The following is a 14,827-nucleotide window of genomic DNA, read 5'->3' on the forward strand; positions in this document are numbered from 1 at the left end:
TGGCCGATCGACGAAAAACGCATTCATTGGGCGCCTCCGGACCCGGCCGGGGCCGCCTGTTGAACACGTTGCCCCGGCGCAACCTTGTGCCAGCCTTCCACGATGATGCGATCCCCGGCATGCAGCCCTTCGCGCACCTCCCAACGGCCGTCTAGCTGCGCGCCCACCGCGACGCGGCGCAGCTGGGCAACGTCGTCGGGCCCCACCACGAACAACGAAGCGCTCTCGGCATTGAGCTGCACCGCGCCGAGCGGTACCCAGATGGTGTTGCCGCGCGCGCCTACGCGCACCCGCCCCGTTACGAACTGGCCGGGCAGCAGCACGCGTCCGGCGTTCTCGAAACGCGCGCGGACGGTTTGCGCGCCCGTGCTGGCATCCACCGTCAGATCGGTGAAGTCGACCCGACCCACTTCGTCATAGGGCCTGCCGTTGGCGAGTGTCAGGTGCACCGGGAAGCGGTCGCCGTCATCAAGTTGCAGCGCCCCTTGCTGCAACTCGTCAACCAGGTCGAGGATCGCTGTGTTGGACTTGGGAAAGGTAGCGCTGATCGGCGAAAGCTGATTCACCTGCGCCAGCAGCGTGGCCGATGCAGCGCTCACCAGGGCCCCCTCGCTGACGAGCCCGCGTCCGACCCGACCCGCGATTGGCGCGCGCACAACACAACGCTCTAGCCGCAGCGTAGCAAGCGTGACGGCCGCCTGGGCATCGGTCACGCCCGCCTGGGCCTGGCCGAGCGCAGCCACGGCGGCCTCGAATTCCTGTGCACTCACGGCCTGGCGCTTCACCAATGGCCGGAAGCGGGTCACCACCGATTGCGCATTCTGCTGCACGGCTTCGGCACGCTGCAGCATGGCCCGCGCCTGCGCCAATTGCGCGCGATAGTCGCTGTCATCAATCTGGAATAGCGGCGCGCCTTCCTCCACGTCGCTGCCTTCGGTAAACAGCAGCTTCTGCACGATGCCATCCACGCGGGCACGCACCTCGGCGTTTCGGATCGGCACGATACGGCCGGGTAACTCGATGTCTACGCTTGCCGACTCGGCCTGCACGGTGACAAGCGAAACGAATGCGGGTGGCGGTCCACCACCCACGTTCGTTTCGCGGTCGCCACACCCCATCAGCACGACTAGCAGCAGCGGCGCGACACGGCGCACGGACCTAAGCTTGCCCTTCAGACGCATCAGTTCCTACTCCCACTGGGCAGGTTGATCGACAGTGCTGAATAGCCGGCCCGTCGAGGCGCTGGCCTGGGTCTTACGTCAGAACCACCTCTTGCCGAACACGAACAGCACGTTGCTGGTGCCGTCCGTGCCCGGTATGCAGGTGCATTCCGCAAGCATTGCGGGGCGCTTTTATGTTGCCCTTACAAAACCGATATCGTCGCCAATAACCGTCGTGGGGCCGATCGGCAGGGGTTCCGGGTTGGCAATGTTGAGTTTCTTGAAACCGATCTTGTCCTTCCAGACTTTGCGCAGAAAGTCCTCGAACGCCATGATCGTCAACTGTTCGCCGGGACAGCGACGATAGCCGAAGCCAAATGGGGCAAAGCCCGCGTAATCGCAGACGGGAAGCAGCTTGCCGTCGGCCTCGCCAAAGACGGTACCGAAGCCACTGTTGCGCAGCGATGCCTTGCGACCGTCCTTTACCTCAAACGAAGTCAATTCGAACGGACACTTGGCAAAGCCTATCTGTTTCGCCTTGGCCTCATCGATATCGGCGCTTGTCGGTACCGCTGCGTATCGTGATGGATCAAACTCGTTGGGGTTCGTCCAATGCACGGGGTCGAGGCTCGTCGACGTATGTGGGCTGACGATATAGCCGTGGCGGTCGAACCGAGGTGTCTGCGTTTCGCCCAGTGCGGAAATACTGCCGCCATTCGGTGAAATGAGCCGAAAGAGCTCCATAACGTACGCTTCCAGCGGCGTATACGGCGCACCCCGCGCATTATCGGGTTCGCTTTCCATCGTTTGCTTGAAAGCGGTTCTGATCGTTGGGTCTCCTACGTCAGAGGCCAACCGGCGCATGATGTTGTAGATGGTGTTGCCCCACTGGCTGAAGGCAACGAAATTGTGGAAGCACTCGAACACCACATCCTTGTGGTTGAAGTACGCGCTGTCTTCGCCGTTCTTCATCCAATACCAGGCGAAGGTCTTTTCGGGGGCTTTCGTCTTTCCGGATGCGATGTCGGCAAGTCTTTCATCGATCCATGACTTCAGGAAGTCCAGGTGGGATCGAACCGTCATGTAGTTTTCGTACACGATGCGCTGCGTGGGGTCGCGATAGGCCAGAACCGTATTGAAGCTCTCGCCGATCTGGCGAACGCGCTTGGGGATCTGCTCATGTGACACGCCAAGGTGCAGGTCCCAATACAGGTCCCAGAATGAATCCAGGTATGTGCGCATCAATGGCCGCCCGGCATTGGCGTCGGACAGAAATCCGTCAAAAAATTTCACCACCTTCCCGCCGTAATGTTCACGGTAGAGATCCGGCGTTACGGCCGACATGTAGATGCGCTTGCGGCGGTTGTCCGGGCCTCGCTTTTCCAGCCCCTGAAGGAATACCGTCACGCCATCCGCCGGGTCGGGCTGCCAGGTTTCGCTAAGCAGACCCCATAGATCATTGGGCAGCGCATTCTCTTTGGTCAACGCAAGGTCGATCATCGGAAGAAACGACCGTTCGCCCTCGAAAACGCTGACCAGAAAATGCGGGATGATCACGTTTTCCACGTAGGCGGGTTCGAAATCCTTCATGAATTGCGCACGCACGCGAGCGGCGGTTGCGGCCAAATCGCCGGGTGCCGGCGGCGCATTGAGCGGCGGGTCGTAATGCGCCAGGACCGGCTGTGCCGATAACGCTGCAATCGAGGTGGCGCTGCCAGAGAGGAAAGTTCTACGTTTCATCGCAAATCTCCTGGTTGGAGGCAGCCGCCATACGGGTGTCGTTTCGCCGTACCGACCAGGAGCGAGCGTGGCCTCCATCTCAGTTGCTAGCCATACTCAAAAGTGAGTATGGCGCAAGCGCTTTAAAAGGCTTCCCCCTGCCGCACCGCCAGCGCGGCCGCCGCCGCGCGCGTTTCCACGCCCAGTTTGACGTAGATGTGTTCCAGGTGCTTGTTCACCGTTCGTGGCGCCATGCCTAGAATGTCGGCGATATCCCGATTGGTTTTTCCCTTGGCCAACCAGCGCAGCACATCGGCCTCACGCGGCGTCAGACCGTAGGCAGGCGCTAACGGCGCCGTCTCCTGCAATAGCAGCAAGGTCTCGCCGCTGCGCCGTGATGCCGACAGGCTCAAGGTCAAACGCCCTCGCGTGCTGGCAATCACCAAAGGTGTCGCCGCCGGCCCGGCCGCCAGATTGCCCGCCACCCAATCCGCCAAGGGCGCCGGCAGATCCGCCGCATCCTCGGCGCAACCAAAATAGGCCGCCAACCAGATCCGCGCCTTGCCCGTCTTCCAGATCGGCAGCCCGCGCGCGTCCAGCGCCACGACGGCTCGCGCCGCCGCATCGATCGCATCAAAGGCCGCCGACAGGCTGCGCGCATTGCGCAAATGCGTACGCAGCCTGGCCACCACCACATCCGGATCCAGCGGCTTGGTCACATAGTCCACGCCGCCCACCCGAAAGCCCTTCAACACGTGCTCGGGCTCGGTCAGGCCCGTCATGAACACCACCGGCACATCGCCCGCCGCCGGATGCGCTTTCAAGCGTGCGCAGGTCTCGAAGCCATCCATCCCCGGCATCACCGCATCAAGCAGCACGATATCCGGCACCACGAAATCCACCCGTTCTATCGCCGACTGGCCGTCAGTTGCCACCAGCACCTGATAACCCGCCGCGTCCAATGCGGTGGAGAGCATTTTCAGATTGTCCGGCGCATCATCGACCAGCATGACGAGGTTCTTATCGGGCGTGGGCATGGTGACGCTGTACATGGTGTTTGAGCACTTGATTGAATTCATGCAGTTGAAACTCGCCCGCCAGCGCCCGCAGATGCAGCGTCAATTCGCGTGCTTCGGCCCGGCGGCCCTGTATCTCTTCCAGCTTGGCCTGTATGCCCTTGATATAGCCCATGGCCCCCAGTTCCAGCAGCGCCTCGGCATCCTCGCGCTCTAGTGCCACCCGATGCAGATCCCCCGCCGGCAGCGCCGCTTCGACCGGCGCCACCTGCCAGTCCAGCTTGAGCAGACTGCCGAGTTGATTCAGCAGATCCTCAAACATCACGGGTTTGGCTATGAACGCGTTGTGCCCGCTTTGCGTCGGGTCTTTCGGATCCAGCCCCAGGATGTTGGCCGACAGCATCACTATGGGCACGGCCACGCCTTCGTCGCGCAAGCGCCGCAACACTTCCCATCCCGTCATCTCGGGCATGGAGACGTCCATCAATATCAGGGCTGGCCGCAGCGTATGCACGCAGGCCAGGCAAGCCGCGCCGTGCGGCGCTTCGTGTATCTCAAAGCCCAGCGGCTCCAGCAGGTCGCGCACCAGGCGACGCTGCGAAGGCTGGTCATCCACCGTGAGGATCCGCAGCCGCTCGCCGCGATAGCCCACCACCAGCCCCGACGGCCGGACATCGCTGCGCGGCGAGCGCACCTCCGGCAAAAACAGCTTGAGCGTGAACACACTGCCGCGGCCGACGGTGCTGCGCACCGTCAACTCGCCGCCCATGATGCCGGTCAGCATGCGGCAGATGGTCAGGCCCAGGCCCGTGCCGGAATCGGCCTGCTCGGCCGCCGCCCAACTGCGTTCAAACGGCAGAAAGATGCGTTCCAGATCCTCGGCCGGTATGCCTCGGCCGCTATCCTCGACTTCGAACAAAACCATATCCGCCGCCGACTTCACGCGCATCGACACCTGGCCTTCTGACGTGAACTTCAGCGCATTGCTCAACAGGTTGATCAGGATCTGCCGCAACCGCTTTTCGTCGATATGCACGATGGACGGCAGTTCGGCCGCCTCATAGCAAAAGCGCAGCCCTTTAAGCGTGCTCTGCGGCCGGAACATCTGCACGATCTGCTCCAGAAACGCCGGCAAGCGCAGTTCGCTGTTCTCCAACCTCAGCCTGCCCGCCTCGATACGCGCGATGTCCAGCAAACCATCGATCAGGCCGATCAAATGCTTGCCGCTGCGATGAATCACATCAATGGCCTCACGCCGCGCCGGTGGCAAGCTTGGGTCGCGCTGCAGAATCTGCGCGTAACCCAGAATGCTGTTCAAGGGCGCGCGCAACTCATGGCTCATGCCGCCCATGAAGCGGCTCTTGGCCAGATTAGCGCTTTCGGCCGCTTCCTTGGCCTGTTGCAACTGCGCGTCGGTCTGCTTGTGCGCCTCGATTTCGCGCAGCAGCAAATGGGTCTGTCGATCCGATTCCTCTTGCGCCACGCGCCGGCTTTCGTGGGCCAGCACCAGCCACCAGGCCACGACGCCGCCGATCAGCAACAAGGCGGCATACAACTTCAAGAAGCTTGGCCGCAAACCCGAGGGGTTCAGGCCGGCGCGCATATGACTGGCGTACTCCTGGTAGTAGATCAAGCCCAGAATGCCGGCCAGCAGCGACCCCATCCCCGCCACGATCAAGAGGTAGTGGCCCAGGCGGCTATGCAGCAGCGGTGTGACCCGCGCCGGCAACAGCCGACCCAAGACCGCCTGCACCTGATCCTTCAAGCGTCCCTGCTGTTTGCAGCGATCCTGGCAGCGGGCATCCAGCGTGCAGCACAAGGAACAGATGGCGCCGTTATAGGCCGGGCAATGCGCCATGTCCGGCTGTTCGAAACGGTTGGCGCAGATCACACAGACATGATCCGAACCCGCGACATCGACCGGCGTGCGCGCCAGGTTGTAGCGCCCGCGCGTGCGCCAGGCGATGACAGGCGCGCAGATAAAAGCCGCCAGCAAGGCCACAAAGGGCGATAACGCCTGCGCCAGCGCGCCCGCCGTGCCTGGAAACACGCCGGCAAAGGCCAGCAGGCCCAGCGTCATGGCGATCAGCATGCTGCCCACACCGACCGGGTTGATGTCATACAGATAGGCGCGGCGAAACTCGATTCGCTTCGGCGACAGACCCAGCGGCTTGTTGATCACCAGATCCGCCACCAGCGCCCCGATCCAGGCCAGCGCAACGTGCGAGAACACCGCCAGCACGTGCTCCAACGCGCCAAACACGCCCATCTCCATCAGGACCACGGCGATCAGCACGTTGAACACCAGCCACACCACCCGGCCCGGATGGCTGTGCGTGATGCGGGCAAAGAAGTTGGACCAGGCCAGCGAGCCGGCATACGCATTGGTCACATTGATCTTGACCTGCGAGACCACCACAAAGGCCGTGACCAGCGCCAGCGCCAGGGCGGGATCGCTGACCACATAGGTATAGGCCGCCAGATACATATGGGTGGGGTCGCCCGCTTTGTCGGCCGGGGCTCCCAGGGACAGGGCCAGCCAGGCCAGAAAGGCGCCGCCCAGAATCTTGGCCGCGCCCGGCAGGATCCAGCCCGGACCCGCGCAGATTAGGGCGAGCCACCAGCGCCTGCGGTTGGCCGCCGTGCGTTCGGGCAGAAAGCGCAGAAAGTCGACCTGTTCGCCGATCTGCGTCACCAGCGAGGCGGCCACCGCCACCGCCGAGCCGAACATCAGCAAGTTGAAATTGCCGCCCCGGCCGTCATAGCCCGGAAACCGCAGAAACTCCTGCAAGGTCCCGGGATCCCGGAAGGCGATAAAGGCATAGGGCAAGAGCAGCAACACCAGCCATATCGGCTGCGTCCATGACTGCAACCGGCTGATGAAGGTAATGCCATACGCCACCATGGGCAGGATGACCACGGCGCACAAGAGATAGCCGATAGACAGCGGCAAGCCGGTGGCCAACTCGATGGCCAGCGCCATGATGGCCGCCTCCAGCGCAAAAAAGATGAAGGTAAAGGAGGCGTAGATCAGCGAGGTAATGGTCGAGCCGATGTAGCCAAAGCCGGCCCCGCGCGTCAGCAGATCCATGTCCAGGCCATGGCGCGCCGCGTAATAGGCAATCGGCAAGCCGGTCAGGAAGGTGACCAGGGCCACGGCGATGATGGCCCAGAAGGCATTGATAAAGCCATAGTTCAGCGCCAGCGCCCCGCCGATGGCTTCCAGCGCCAGGAAAGACACGGCCCCCAGGGCGGTATTGGCGACGCGGAACTCCGACCACTTGCGAAACGACACCGGCGTGAAACGCAACGCGTAGTCTTCCAGCGTCTCATTGGCGACCCAGGTGTTGTAGTCACGGCGGATCTTGACGATGCGTTGGGGCGCGCTGGCAGACAAATCGGGCTCCAAGGGAGTAGGGGATACGTCATTGAACGTAGATGCCGTTGTAACGCCCGGGGGGTGGGCCTGCCTGTACGTCAATCAACGTATGTTGCACTGCGTCATAGGCTCCTAGTATGCCCTCACCCTCCGGGCCGCGGCATGTGTCGCGCATGCTCGGTTTCCCTGGTCGTGATCCATTGAGGAGTCATCGATGTCTGGCAAAACCCCTTTTGATAATGCCCCGGAACTGCCCTCGCGCCGGCGCCTGGCCCTGGCTTTTGCCTCCCTGCCGCTGTTGGGCATACCGGCGCTGTCGCGCGCGGCCGCGCCGGCCACTTCCGCCATCAACACCACCGGCCTGGCCATTACCGACACCGAAGTCACGGTAGGCCAGTTGCACTCGGCGACCGGCACCATGGCCATCAGCGAAACCGGGTCGATTCAATCCGAGCGCCTGGCCATCGAGCAGATCAATGCCATGGGCGGCATTCTGGGTCGCAAGATCAAGATCATCCAGGAAGACGGCGCCTCGGACTGGCCGACCTTTGCCGAAAAGGCCCGCAAACTGCTGGTCAGCGACAAGGTCGCCACCGTGTTCGGCTGCTGGACCTCGGCCTCGCGCAAGGCGGTCTTGCCGGTGTTCGAGAAAGAGAACGGCCTGCTGTATTACCCGACCTTTTATGAAGGCCTGGAGCAATCCAAGAACGTCTTCTATACCGGCCAGGAGGCCACGCAGCAGATTCTGTCCAGCCTGGACTGGCTGTCGCGCGAGAAGAAGGCGCGCTCGTTCTATCTGATCGGCTCTGACTACATCTGGCCGCGCACCTCGAACAAGATTGCCCGCAAGCATATCGAGAACGTGCTCAAGGGCGAGGTGGTTGGCGAGGAATACTACCCGCTGGGTCACACGCAATTCGGTTCGCTGATCAACAAGATCAAACTGAAAAAGCCCGATGTGGTCTTCGCCGTGGTGGTGGGCGGCAGCAACGTGTCGTTCTACAAACAGCTCAAGGCGGCCGGCGTCACCAGCGGCAAGCAAAAGCTCCTGACCATCTCGGTGACCGAAGATGAATTGCTGGGTATCGGCGGTGAAAACGCCGAGGGCTTCTGGTCGTGCATGAAGTATTTCCAGAGCCTGGACAATGCCAACAACAAGAAATTCGTCGAGGCCTTCAAGGCCAAGTACGGCGCCAACGCCGTGATCGGCGATGTGACCCAGGCGGCCTATCTGGGCCCCTGGCTGTGGAAGATGGCGGTGGAAAAGGCCGGCAGCTTCGATGTCGACAAGGTGGTCGCCGCCTCGGCCGGCCTGGAGTTCAAGGAAGCGCCCGAAGGCTACGTCAAGATCGATCCCAACCACCACCTGTGGAGCAAGACCCGCATCGGCCAGATTCGCAAGGACGGCCAGGTTGACGTGATCTTCGAAACCCCGGAACTGATCAAGCCCGATCCCTTCCCCAAGGGCTATCAGTAATCACCTCGATCCGGGCGCCGCGCGCGGCGCCCTTTTCACTGCCGGGAGCCATCCATGGAATCCTTTTCCGAACTCGGGGCCATCCTGCTGATGCAGGGCTTCAACGGTCTATCGGTCTTCAGCGTGCTGTTGCTGATGGCCTTGGGCCTGGCGATCATCTTTGGCCAGATGGGCGTCATCAACATGGCCCATGGCGAGTTCCTGGCGGTGGGCGCCTATTGCACCTATCTCTGTTCCGAACTGGTCCAGCAGTACGCGCCCGGCCTGATGCCGGCCTACTTCTTCATCGCCATCCTATTGGCCTTTGCCGTGACTTTCGGCCTGGGCTGGCTGGTCGAGTGGCTGATGATCCGTCATCTCTACCGGCGGCCCCTGGACACGCTGCTGGCGACCTGGGGCTTGTCGCTGGTGCTGCAACAAACACTGCGCTCGCTGTTCGGGCCGCGCGAAGTCAGCCCCACGCTGCCCGACTGGCTGATGGGGTCCTGGCAACCGCTGGACGGCGTGGACATCCCCATCAACGGGCTGTTCGTCATGTCCATCAGCATCCTGCTGACGGGCGGGCTGCTCTTGGCGTTGTTCCGCTCAACCTGGGGCCTGCATGTGCGCGCCACGGTGCAAAACCGCGCCATGAGCGGCGCGGTCGGTATCGATACGAAGCGCGTGGACCGCGTGACGTTCTCGCTGGGTTGCGGTATCGCCGGCATTGCCGGCGCGGCCTTCACAACCATCGGTTCCACCGGCCCGACCAGCGGCTCGCTCTACATCGTCGACACCTTCCTGACCGTGGTGTTTGGCGGCGCGGCCAGCCTTTTCGGCACCATCGCGTCGGCCTTCGTCATCGCGCAGACGCAATCGATCTCGGAATTCTTCATGACGGGGTCGATGGCAAAAGTGCTGACGCTGTCGGCCATCGTGATCATTCTGATGCTGCGCCCGCAAGGCTTGTTCAGCATCAAGGTACGCAAGTAGGGGGCGGATCATGCAGAAATTCTTTCGCAATGTCGTGGGTGGACGTGAAGGGCTGGCTGGGCTGGCGATTCTGGCGCTGCTGCTCTTTGTGGTGTTTCCGCTAAGCCTGGACGTCTTCCGGCTCAATCTGATTGGCAAATACCTTTCCTATGCCTTTGTCGCGCTCGGTCTGGTGCTGTGCTGGGGCTATGGCGGCATCCTGAGTCTGGGCCAGGGGGTGTTTTTCGGCTTGGGCGGTTATTGCATGGCCATGTTCCTGAAGCTGGAAGCCTCGACGCCGGAGGCCACCAAGATTCAGTCCACGCCCGGCATCCCGGACTTCATGGACTGGAACCAACTGACCTCGCTTCCCTGGCTCTGGGTGCCCTTCAAAAGCTTCTGGTTCACCTTGATGGCGGTACCGGTGCTGCCCTGCCTGCTGGCCTTGATTTTGGGCGCGGCCATGTTCAAGCGCCGCGTGGGCGACACCTATTTCGCCATCGTGACGCAGGCCGTGGCCCTGATCCTGTCGGTGCTCATCATCGGCCAGCAGGGCTGGACCGGCGGCGTCAACGGCATCACCGATCTGAAGACGCTGCTGGGCTGGGATATCCGCACGGACAGCGCGCGGCTGGTGCTGTATTTCATCAACGGCGCGCTGCTGTTTGCCTGCATCCTGTTCGGCCGCTACCTGCTTTCTTCCAAGCTGGGCAAGCTCTTGATGGCCATGCGCGACAAAGAAGAGCGCGTGCGCTTCTCGGGCTATGACGTCGCCAGCTTCAAGGTCTTTGTCTTCTGCGTGGCCGCCGTGTTCTCGGCCATCGGGGGCGCCATGTTCACCTTGCAGGTCGGCTTCATGTCGCCTTCCTTCGTGGGCATCGTGCCGTCCATTGAAATGGTCATCTTCGCCGCGGTCGGCGGCCGTCTGTCCCTGCTGGGCGCGGTCTACGGCACGCTGCTGGTCAACTTCGGCAAAAGCTATTTCTCCGAGGCTTTCCCGCAGCTCTGGCTGTTCCTGATGGGAGGCCTGTTCATTGCCGTCGTGATGGCCTTCCCTAATGGGCTGGCTGGTCTGTATCAGCAATACGCCCAAAAACGCCTGGCGCGCAAAGCACCGCGCCGCGAGGCGGATGGCGCCACGGAGGCAGCATGAACCCCTCAGAGTTCGCCTTGTACATCGAAGGCCTGACCGTCTCGTTCAACGGCTTTGTCGCCGTCAACGACCTCAACCTGTATGTCGATCAGGGAGAGCTGCGCGTGGTCATCGGCCCCAATGGCGCCGGCAAGACCACGCTGCTGGATCTGATCTGCGGCCGCACCAAGGCCACCGCCGGCTCTATCCGCTTCAAGGACACGGAGCTGACCGGCCTGGCCGAATATGAAATCGTGCGGGCCGGCGTGGGCCGCAAGTTTCAGACCCCCTCTATCTACGAAACCCTGTCCGTGCGCGAAAACCTGGAAGTGTCGTTCCCGGCCGGGCGCAGCGTGTTTGGTGCGCTGACCTTTCGGCGTAGTGCGGCCGTGATCGAACGGGTCGAGCAGGTGGCCGAAGAGATTTTTCTTGCTGATCACCTCGATCGCTCGGCGGAGCTGCTCTCGCACGGTCAAAAGCAATGGCTGGAAATCGGCATGCTGCTGATGCAGGAGCCCGAGCTGATGATGCTGGACGAACCGGTGGCCGGCATGAGCGTGTCCGAGCGCGAGCGCACCGCCGAACTGCTCAATCGCATCAGCCGCAATCGATCGCTCATCGTGATCGAGCATGACATGGAGTTCGTGAAAAACATCGCGCACAAGGTCACGGTGCTGCACCAGGGCCGTGTACTGGCCGAGGGCAGCATGGACATGGTGCAGTCCGATCCGCGCGTGGTTGAAGTCTATCTCGGCCACTGAGGCCAGGAGGCAATATGTTCAATATCGCTGGCCTGGTGTCAGGCTATGGCCAAAGCAAAGTCATCCACGGTGTCGACCTAGCCGTGTCTGCCGGTGAAATCGTCGCCGTGATGGGCCGCAACGGCATGGGCAAGACCACGCTGTTCAAAACCATGATGGGCATGCTGCCCACCATGCAGGGCTCGATCTCGCTGGACGGCAAGGCGCTGGAACGCCTGGAGAGCCATCAGCGTGTGCGCAGCGGGGTGGCTTACGTGCCGCAGGGCCGCATGATATTTCCGACGCTGACCGTTGAAGAGAACATCCGTACCGGCATGCGCGGGCGGGCACTGCGCGACACCATTCCGGAAGATATCTACGCCCTGTTTCCGGTGTTGCACGACATGCGCGGCCGGCGTGGCGGCGATCTGTCCGGCGGGCAGCAACAGCAGCTTGCCATCGCCCGCGCCCTGGTCACCAACCCGCGCGTGCTGCTGCTGGACGAACCCACCGAGGGCATACAGCCGTCCATCATCAAGGACATCGCCCGCAGCCTGCTGGAGATTCGCACGCTGCGCAATCTGGCCATCGTGGTGTCCGAACAAGTCTTGAGTTTCACCATGCAGATCGCCGACCGGCTCATCGTGATCGACAAGGGCCGCTTCGTGCACGAAGACCCGCGCGAGCGCGTTGACGAGAAGACGATCAGCAAATACCTGTCTGTCTGAAGTCGTTGTCCACCTCAAAGGAGCATGACATGCCTGAAACCCTGATCAAGGTCGACCTGGCCCAATCCCCCTACGAAAACGAAGGCGTGCACAATCGCTGGCATCCCGATATTCCCATGGCCACGTGGGTCAAGCCGGGCGATGACTTCGTGCTTGAAACCTACGACTGGACGGGCGGCGCGATCAAGAACGATGACGATGCCTCTGACGTGCGCGACGTGGACCTGTCCACGGTGCACTTCCTGTCCGGCCCCGTTGGCGTTGAAGGCGCCGAGCCCGGTGACTTGCTGGTGGTGGACCTGCTGGATATCGGCGCCAAGCAGGAAAGCCTGTGGGGCTTCAACGGCTTTTTCAGCAAGAACAATGGCGGCGGCTTTCTGACCGAACACTTCCCTTCGGCGCAAAAGTCGATCTGGGATTTTGAAGGCATGTTCACGACCTCGCGCCATATCCCGGGTGTGCGCTTCGCTGGCCTTATCCATCCGGGCTTGATCGGCTGCCTGCCGGATCAGGCACTGCTGGACACGTGGAATGAGCGTGAACAGAAGCTGATCGACAGCGACCCCGAGCGCGTGCCGCCCCTGGCCAATCCGCCGGCGCCCAAGACGGCGCATATGGGCAAGCTCAAGGGGGCCGAGCGCGATCGCGCCGCCGCCACCGGTGCGCGTACCGTACCGCCGCGCGAGCACGGCGGCAACTGCGACATCAAGGATCTGTCGCGCGGTTCTCGGGTGTTCTTTCCGGTTTACGTCAACGGTGGCGGCCTGTCGGTCGGTGACCTGCACTTCTCGCAGGGCGACGGCGAGATCACCTTCTGCGGCGCCATCGAAATGGCGGGCTGGGTGCATATGCGGGTGTCGCTCATCAAGGGCGGCATGGCCAAGTACGGCATTCGCAATCCCATCTTCAAGCCCAGCCCCATCACGCCCAACTACAAAGACTATCTGATCTTCGAAGGCATTTCGGTCGATGAAGGCGGCAAGCAGCACTATCTGGACGTGCACATCGCCTATCGCCAGGCCTGCCTGAACGCCATTGAGTACCTGAAGAAGTTTGGCTATTCGGGCGCGCAGGCGTACTCGATATTGGGCACGGCGCCGGTGCAGGGCCACATCAGCGGCGTGGTGGACATTCCCAATGCCTGCGCGACCTTGTGGCTGCCGACCGAGATCTTCGACATCGACATCCAGCCCAATGCGCTGGGCGATGTGCCGCAGATACAGCGTGGCATGGACATGCCCATCGCCAAAGACCTTTGAGGAGAGCACGCATGCCGCTCTATGACTATCGCTGCCAGGACTGCGGCGAGTTCTCCGTGCTGAGGCCCTTGTCGCAATGGCGTGACCCCGCGCCTTGCCCCGATTGCGGCGGCGCTTGCGAGCGCTTTGTCAGTGGTGCGCCCGCGGTCTCGGCGCTGTCTTCGGCAATGAACCGCGCCCGCGCCGTCAACGAACGCGCCGCCCATGAACCCCGCAGCACCCGCAGCGGCCACGGCATGGGTTGCGGTTGTTGTTCAGGCGCCAAAGCCACCGGCCGAACACGCCAGACAGCCGACGGGGGCAAAACCTTCGCCGGCGCCCGGCCGTGGATGATCAGTCACTGAAAGTGGGCGGCGACAGCGTAAAAGACTCGCGCATGTCGCGCGCCTCTTCAATGGGCGTTCTTCCAAACAGGCGCTTGAATTCCCGGCTGAACTGCGAAGTGCTTTCGTAGCCCACGCGCCCGGCGGCCGCGGCGGCGGTGGCGCCGTCGCGGATCATCATCAGGCGTGCCTGATGCAGGCGGGTGGACTTGATGTACTGGATGGGCGACGTCTGCGTCACCGTGCGGAAGTTTGCGTGAAACGCCGGTACGCTCATGCCGGCTTCTTCAGCAAGGTGCGTCACATTCAGCGGCGCGGCGTAGTCGGTGTGGATGCGCTTTAGCGCTTTCGCGACGCGGCCGAATCGGCCGTGGTGGGCTAGCGCCGCGCGCATCGCGCCGCCCTGTTCGCCCGTCAATACGCGGTAGCAGATCTCGCGCACCAGGCTGGGACCCAATATCTTGGCGTCCCTGGTCACCGTCAACGCCTCCAGCAGTCGCACCGTCGCGCTGGCCAGATGCTCGTCAAGCTGGGTGGACACCATGCCATTCGGTGGCTCGTCGGGCAGGCCCGTGGCGCCGATCTGCATGATCAGGTCGCTGAGTTCGAGCAAATCCAAACGGATGGATACCGCCAGCATTGGCTCTTCCGGCGAGGCCTGCGTTTCCGTTGAGAACGGCAACGGTACCGACAGCACTAGGTAGTGCTGCGCGTCGTAGATATAGACCTCACTGCCCAGGAATCCCAGCTTGCGGCCCTGGCAAACAATCACGATGCTCGGTTCGTAGAGGACCGGCGTGCGGCCTAGCGGCCGATCAGAGCGCATCAGCCGAACGCTTTCCAGCGTGGTCTGCGTGTAGCCCTCGTTAGGCGCCAGCTTTTCAATGAGGCCGGTCATCTTGATCGAGGCGGGGGAGCGGGCTGTCGACACCGCGGTCTCCTG

Annotated in this window: 12 protein-coding genes; 7 read left to right on the top strand and 5 right to left on the bottom strand. The window is 62.4% G+C overall.

The annotated features are described in order from the left end of the window. Positions 1–23: 23 nt before the first annotated feature. The 4 genes from M2361_RS26180 to M2361_RS26195 all read right to left on the bottom strand — a co-directional run bounded on the left by M2361_RS26180 (position 24) and on the right by M2361_RS26195 (position 7,292). The gene (locus M2361_RS26180) at positions 24–1,181 is read right to left on the bottom strand and encodes an efflux RND transporter periplasmic adaptor subunit (RefSeq protein WP_259252716.1); all 1,158 of its coding nucleotides are present in this window, start codon (positions 1,179–1,181) and stop codon (positions 24–26) included. Positions 1,182–1,352: 171 nt separating this feature from the next. After that, positions 1,353–2,900: a cytochrome P450 gene (locus M2361_RS26185; RefSeq protein WP_259252717.1), complete on the bottom strand. Its 1,548-nt coding sequence runs from the start codon at positions 2,898–2,900 to the stop codon at positions 1,353–1,355. Between the two features lie 122 nt (positions 2,901–3,022). Then, the gene (locus tag M2361_RS26190) at positions 3,023–3,916 is read right to left on the bottom strand and encodes a response regulator (protein ID WP_259252718.1); all 894 of its coding nucleotides are present in this window, start codon (positions 3,914–3,916) and stop codon (positions 3,023–3,025) included. Further along, complete coding sequence (locus M2361_RS26195; protein WP_259252719.1) at positions 3,900–7,292, bottom strand: ATP-binding protein; 3,393 nt, start codon at positions 7,290–7,292, stop codon at positions 3,900–3,902. Before M2361_RS26195 ends, M2361_RS26190 begins: the two co-directional genes overlap by 17 nt. Before the next feature lie 196 nt (positions 7,293–7,488). On the opposite strand from M2361_RS26195, the gene urtA reads away from it, so the two are divergent. The 7 genes from urtA to M2361_RS26230 are packed head-to-tail and all read left to right on the top strand — an operon-like array spanning position 7,489 to position 13,905. Continuing rightward, positions 7,489–8,751 carry an urea ABC transporter substrate-binding protein gene (urtA, locus tag M2361_RS26200; protein ID WP_259252720.1) on the top strand — a complete coding sequence of 421 codons (1,263 nt, stop codon included), beginning with the start codon at positions 7,489–7,491 and terminating at the stop codon, positions 8,749–8,751. Between the two features lie 54 nt (positions 8,752–8,805). Beyond that, a complete protein-coding gene (gene urtB / locus M2361_RS26205) occupies positions 8,806–9,723 on the top strand; it encodes an urea ABC transporter permease subunit UrtB (RefSeq protein ID WP_105559008.1) in 918 nt (305 codons plus the stop codon). Between the two features lie 10 nt (positions 9,724–9,733). Continuing rightward, positions 9,734–10,855 (top strand): urea ABC transporter permease subunit UrtC, encoded by a 1,122-nt coding sequence (urtC, locus tag M2361_RS26210; RefSeq protein ID WP_259252721.1) that lies wholly within the window; start codon positions 9,734–9,736, stop codon positions 10,853–10,855. Further along, on the top strand, positions 10,852–11,595 hold the full coding sequence (gene urtD / locus M2361_RS26215; protein ID WP_100853476.1) for an urea ABC transporter ATP-binding protein UrtD: 744 nt from the start codon (positions 10,852–10,854) through the stop codon (positions 11,593–11,595). Before urtC ends, urtD begins: the two co-directional genes overlap by 4 nt. A 14-nt stretch (positions 11,596–11,609) precedes the next feature. After that, the gene (urtE, locus tag M2361_RS26220; RefSeq protein ID WP_100853475.1) at positions 11,610–12,302 is read left to right on the top strand and encodes an urea ABC transporter ATP-binding subunit UrtE; all 693 of its coding nucleotides are present in this window, start codon (positions 11,610–11,612) and stop codon (positions 12,300–12,302) included. 29 nt (positions 12,303–12,331) lie between these two features. Further along, complete coding sequence (gene fmdA, locus M2361_RS26225; RefSeq protein ID WP_259252722.1) at positions 12,332–13,561, top strand: formamidase; 1,230 nt, start codon at positions 12,332–12,334, stop codon at positions 13,559–13,561. A gap of 11 nt (positions 13,562–13,572) precedes the next feature. Then, entirely contained in the window at positions 13,573–13,905 is a 333-nt protein-coding gene (locus tag M2361_RS26230) for a zinc ribbon domain-containing protein (RefSeq protein ID WP_259252723.1), read from the top strand. On the opposite strand, the gene M2361_RS26235 is transcribed toward M2361_RS26230, so the two are convergent. Then, complete coding sequence (locus tag M2361_RS26235; protein WP_404976457.1) at positions 13,895–14,782, bottom strand: AraC family transcriptional regulator N-terminal domain-containing protein; 888 nt, start codon at positions 14,780–14,782, stop codon at positions 13,895–13,897. The two genes, M2361_RS26230 and M2361_RS26235, sit on opposite strands and share 11 nt — an antisense overlap. Between the last annotated feature and the right edge of the window lie 45 nt (positions 14,783–14,827).

Source organism: Achromobacter sp. JUb104 (genome assembly GCF_024806975.1).
GTDB lineage: Bacteria > Pseudomonadota > Gammaproteobacteria > Burkholderiales > Burkholderiaceae_B > Achromobacter > Achromobacter spanius.

Excerpts from the sequence above, each read along its gene's own strand:
- M2361_RS26180 (WP_259252716.1), bottom strand. The coding sequence starts at position 1,181 with ATGCGTCTGAAGGGCAAGCTTAGGTCCGTGCGCCGTGTCGCGCCGCTG.
- M2361_RS26185 (WP_259252717.1), bottom strand. The coding sequence starts at position 2,900 with ATGAAACGTAGAACTTTCCTCTCTGGCAGCGCCACCTCGATTGCAGCG.
- M2361_RS26190 (WP_259252718.1), bottom strand. The coding sequence starts at position 3,916 with ATGCCCACGCCCGATAAGAACCTCGTCATGCTGGTCGATGATGCGCCG.
- urtA (WP_259252720.1), top strand. The coding sequence starts at position 7,489 with ATGTCTGGCAAAACCCCTTTTGATAATGCCCCGGAACTGCCCTCGCGC.
- urtB (WP_105559008.1), top strand. The coding sequence starts at position 8,806 with ATGGAATCCTTTTCCGAACTCGGGGCCATCCTGCTGATGCAGGGCTTC.
- urtC (WP_259252721.1), top strand. The coding sequence starts at position 9,734 with ATGCAGAAATTCTTTCGCAATGTCGTGGGTGGACGTGAAGGGCTGGCT.
- urtD (WP_100853476.1), top strand. The coding sequence starts at position 10,852 with ATGAACCCCTCAGAGTTCGCCTTGTACATCGAAGGCCTGACCGTCTCG.
- urtE (WP_100853475.1), top strand. The coding sequence starts at position 11,610 with ATGTTCAATATCGCTGGCCTGGTGTCAGGCTATGGCCAAAGCAAAGTC.
- fmdA (WP_259252722.1), top strand. The coding sequence starts at position 12,332 with ATGCCTGAAACCCTGATCAAGGTCGACCTGGCCCAATCCCCCTACGAA.
- M2361_RS26230 (WP_259252723.1), top strand. The coding sequence starts at position 13,573 with ATGCCGCTCTATGACTATCGCTGCCAGGACTGCGGCGAGTTCTCCGTG.
- M2361_RS26235 (WP_404976457.1), bottom strand. The coding sequence starts at position 14,782 with ATGACCGGCCTCATTGAAAAGCTGGCGCCTAACGAGGGCTACACGCAG.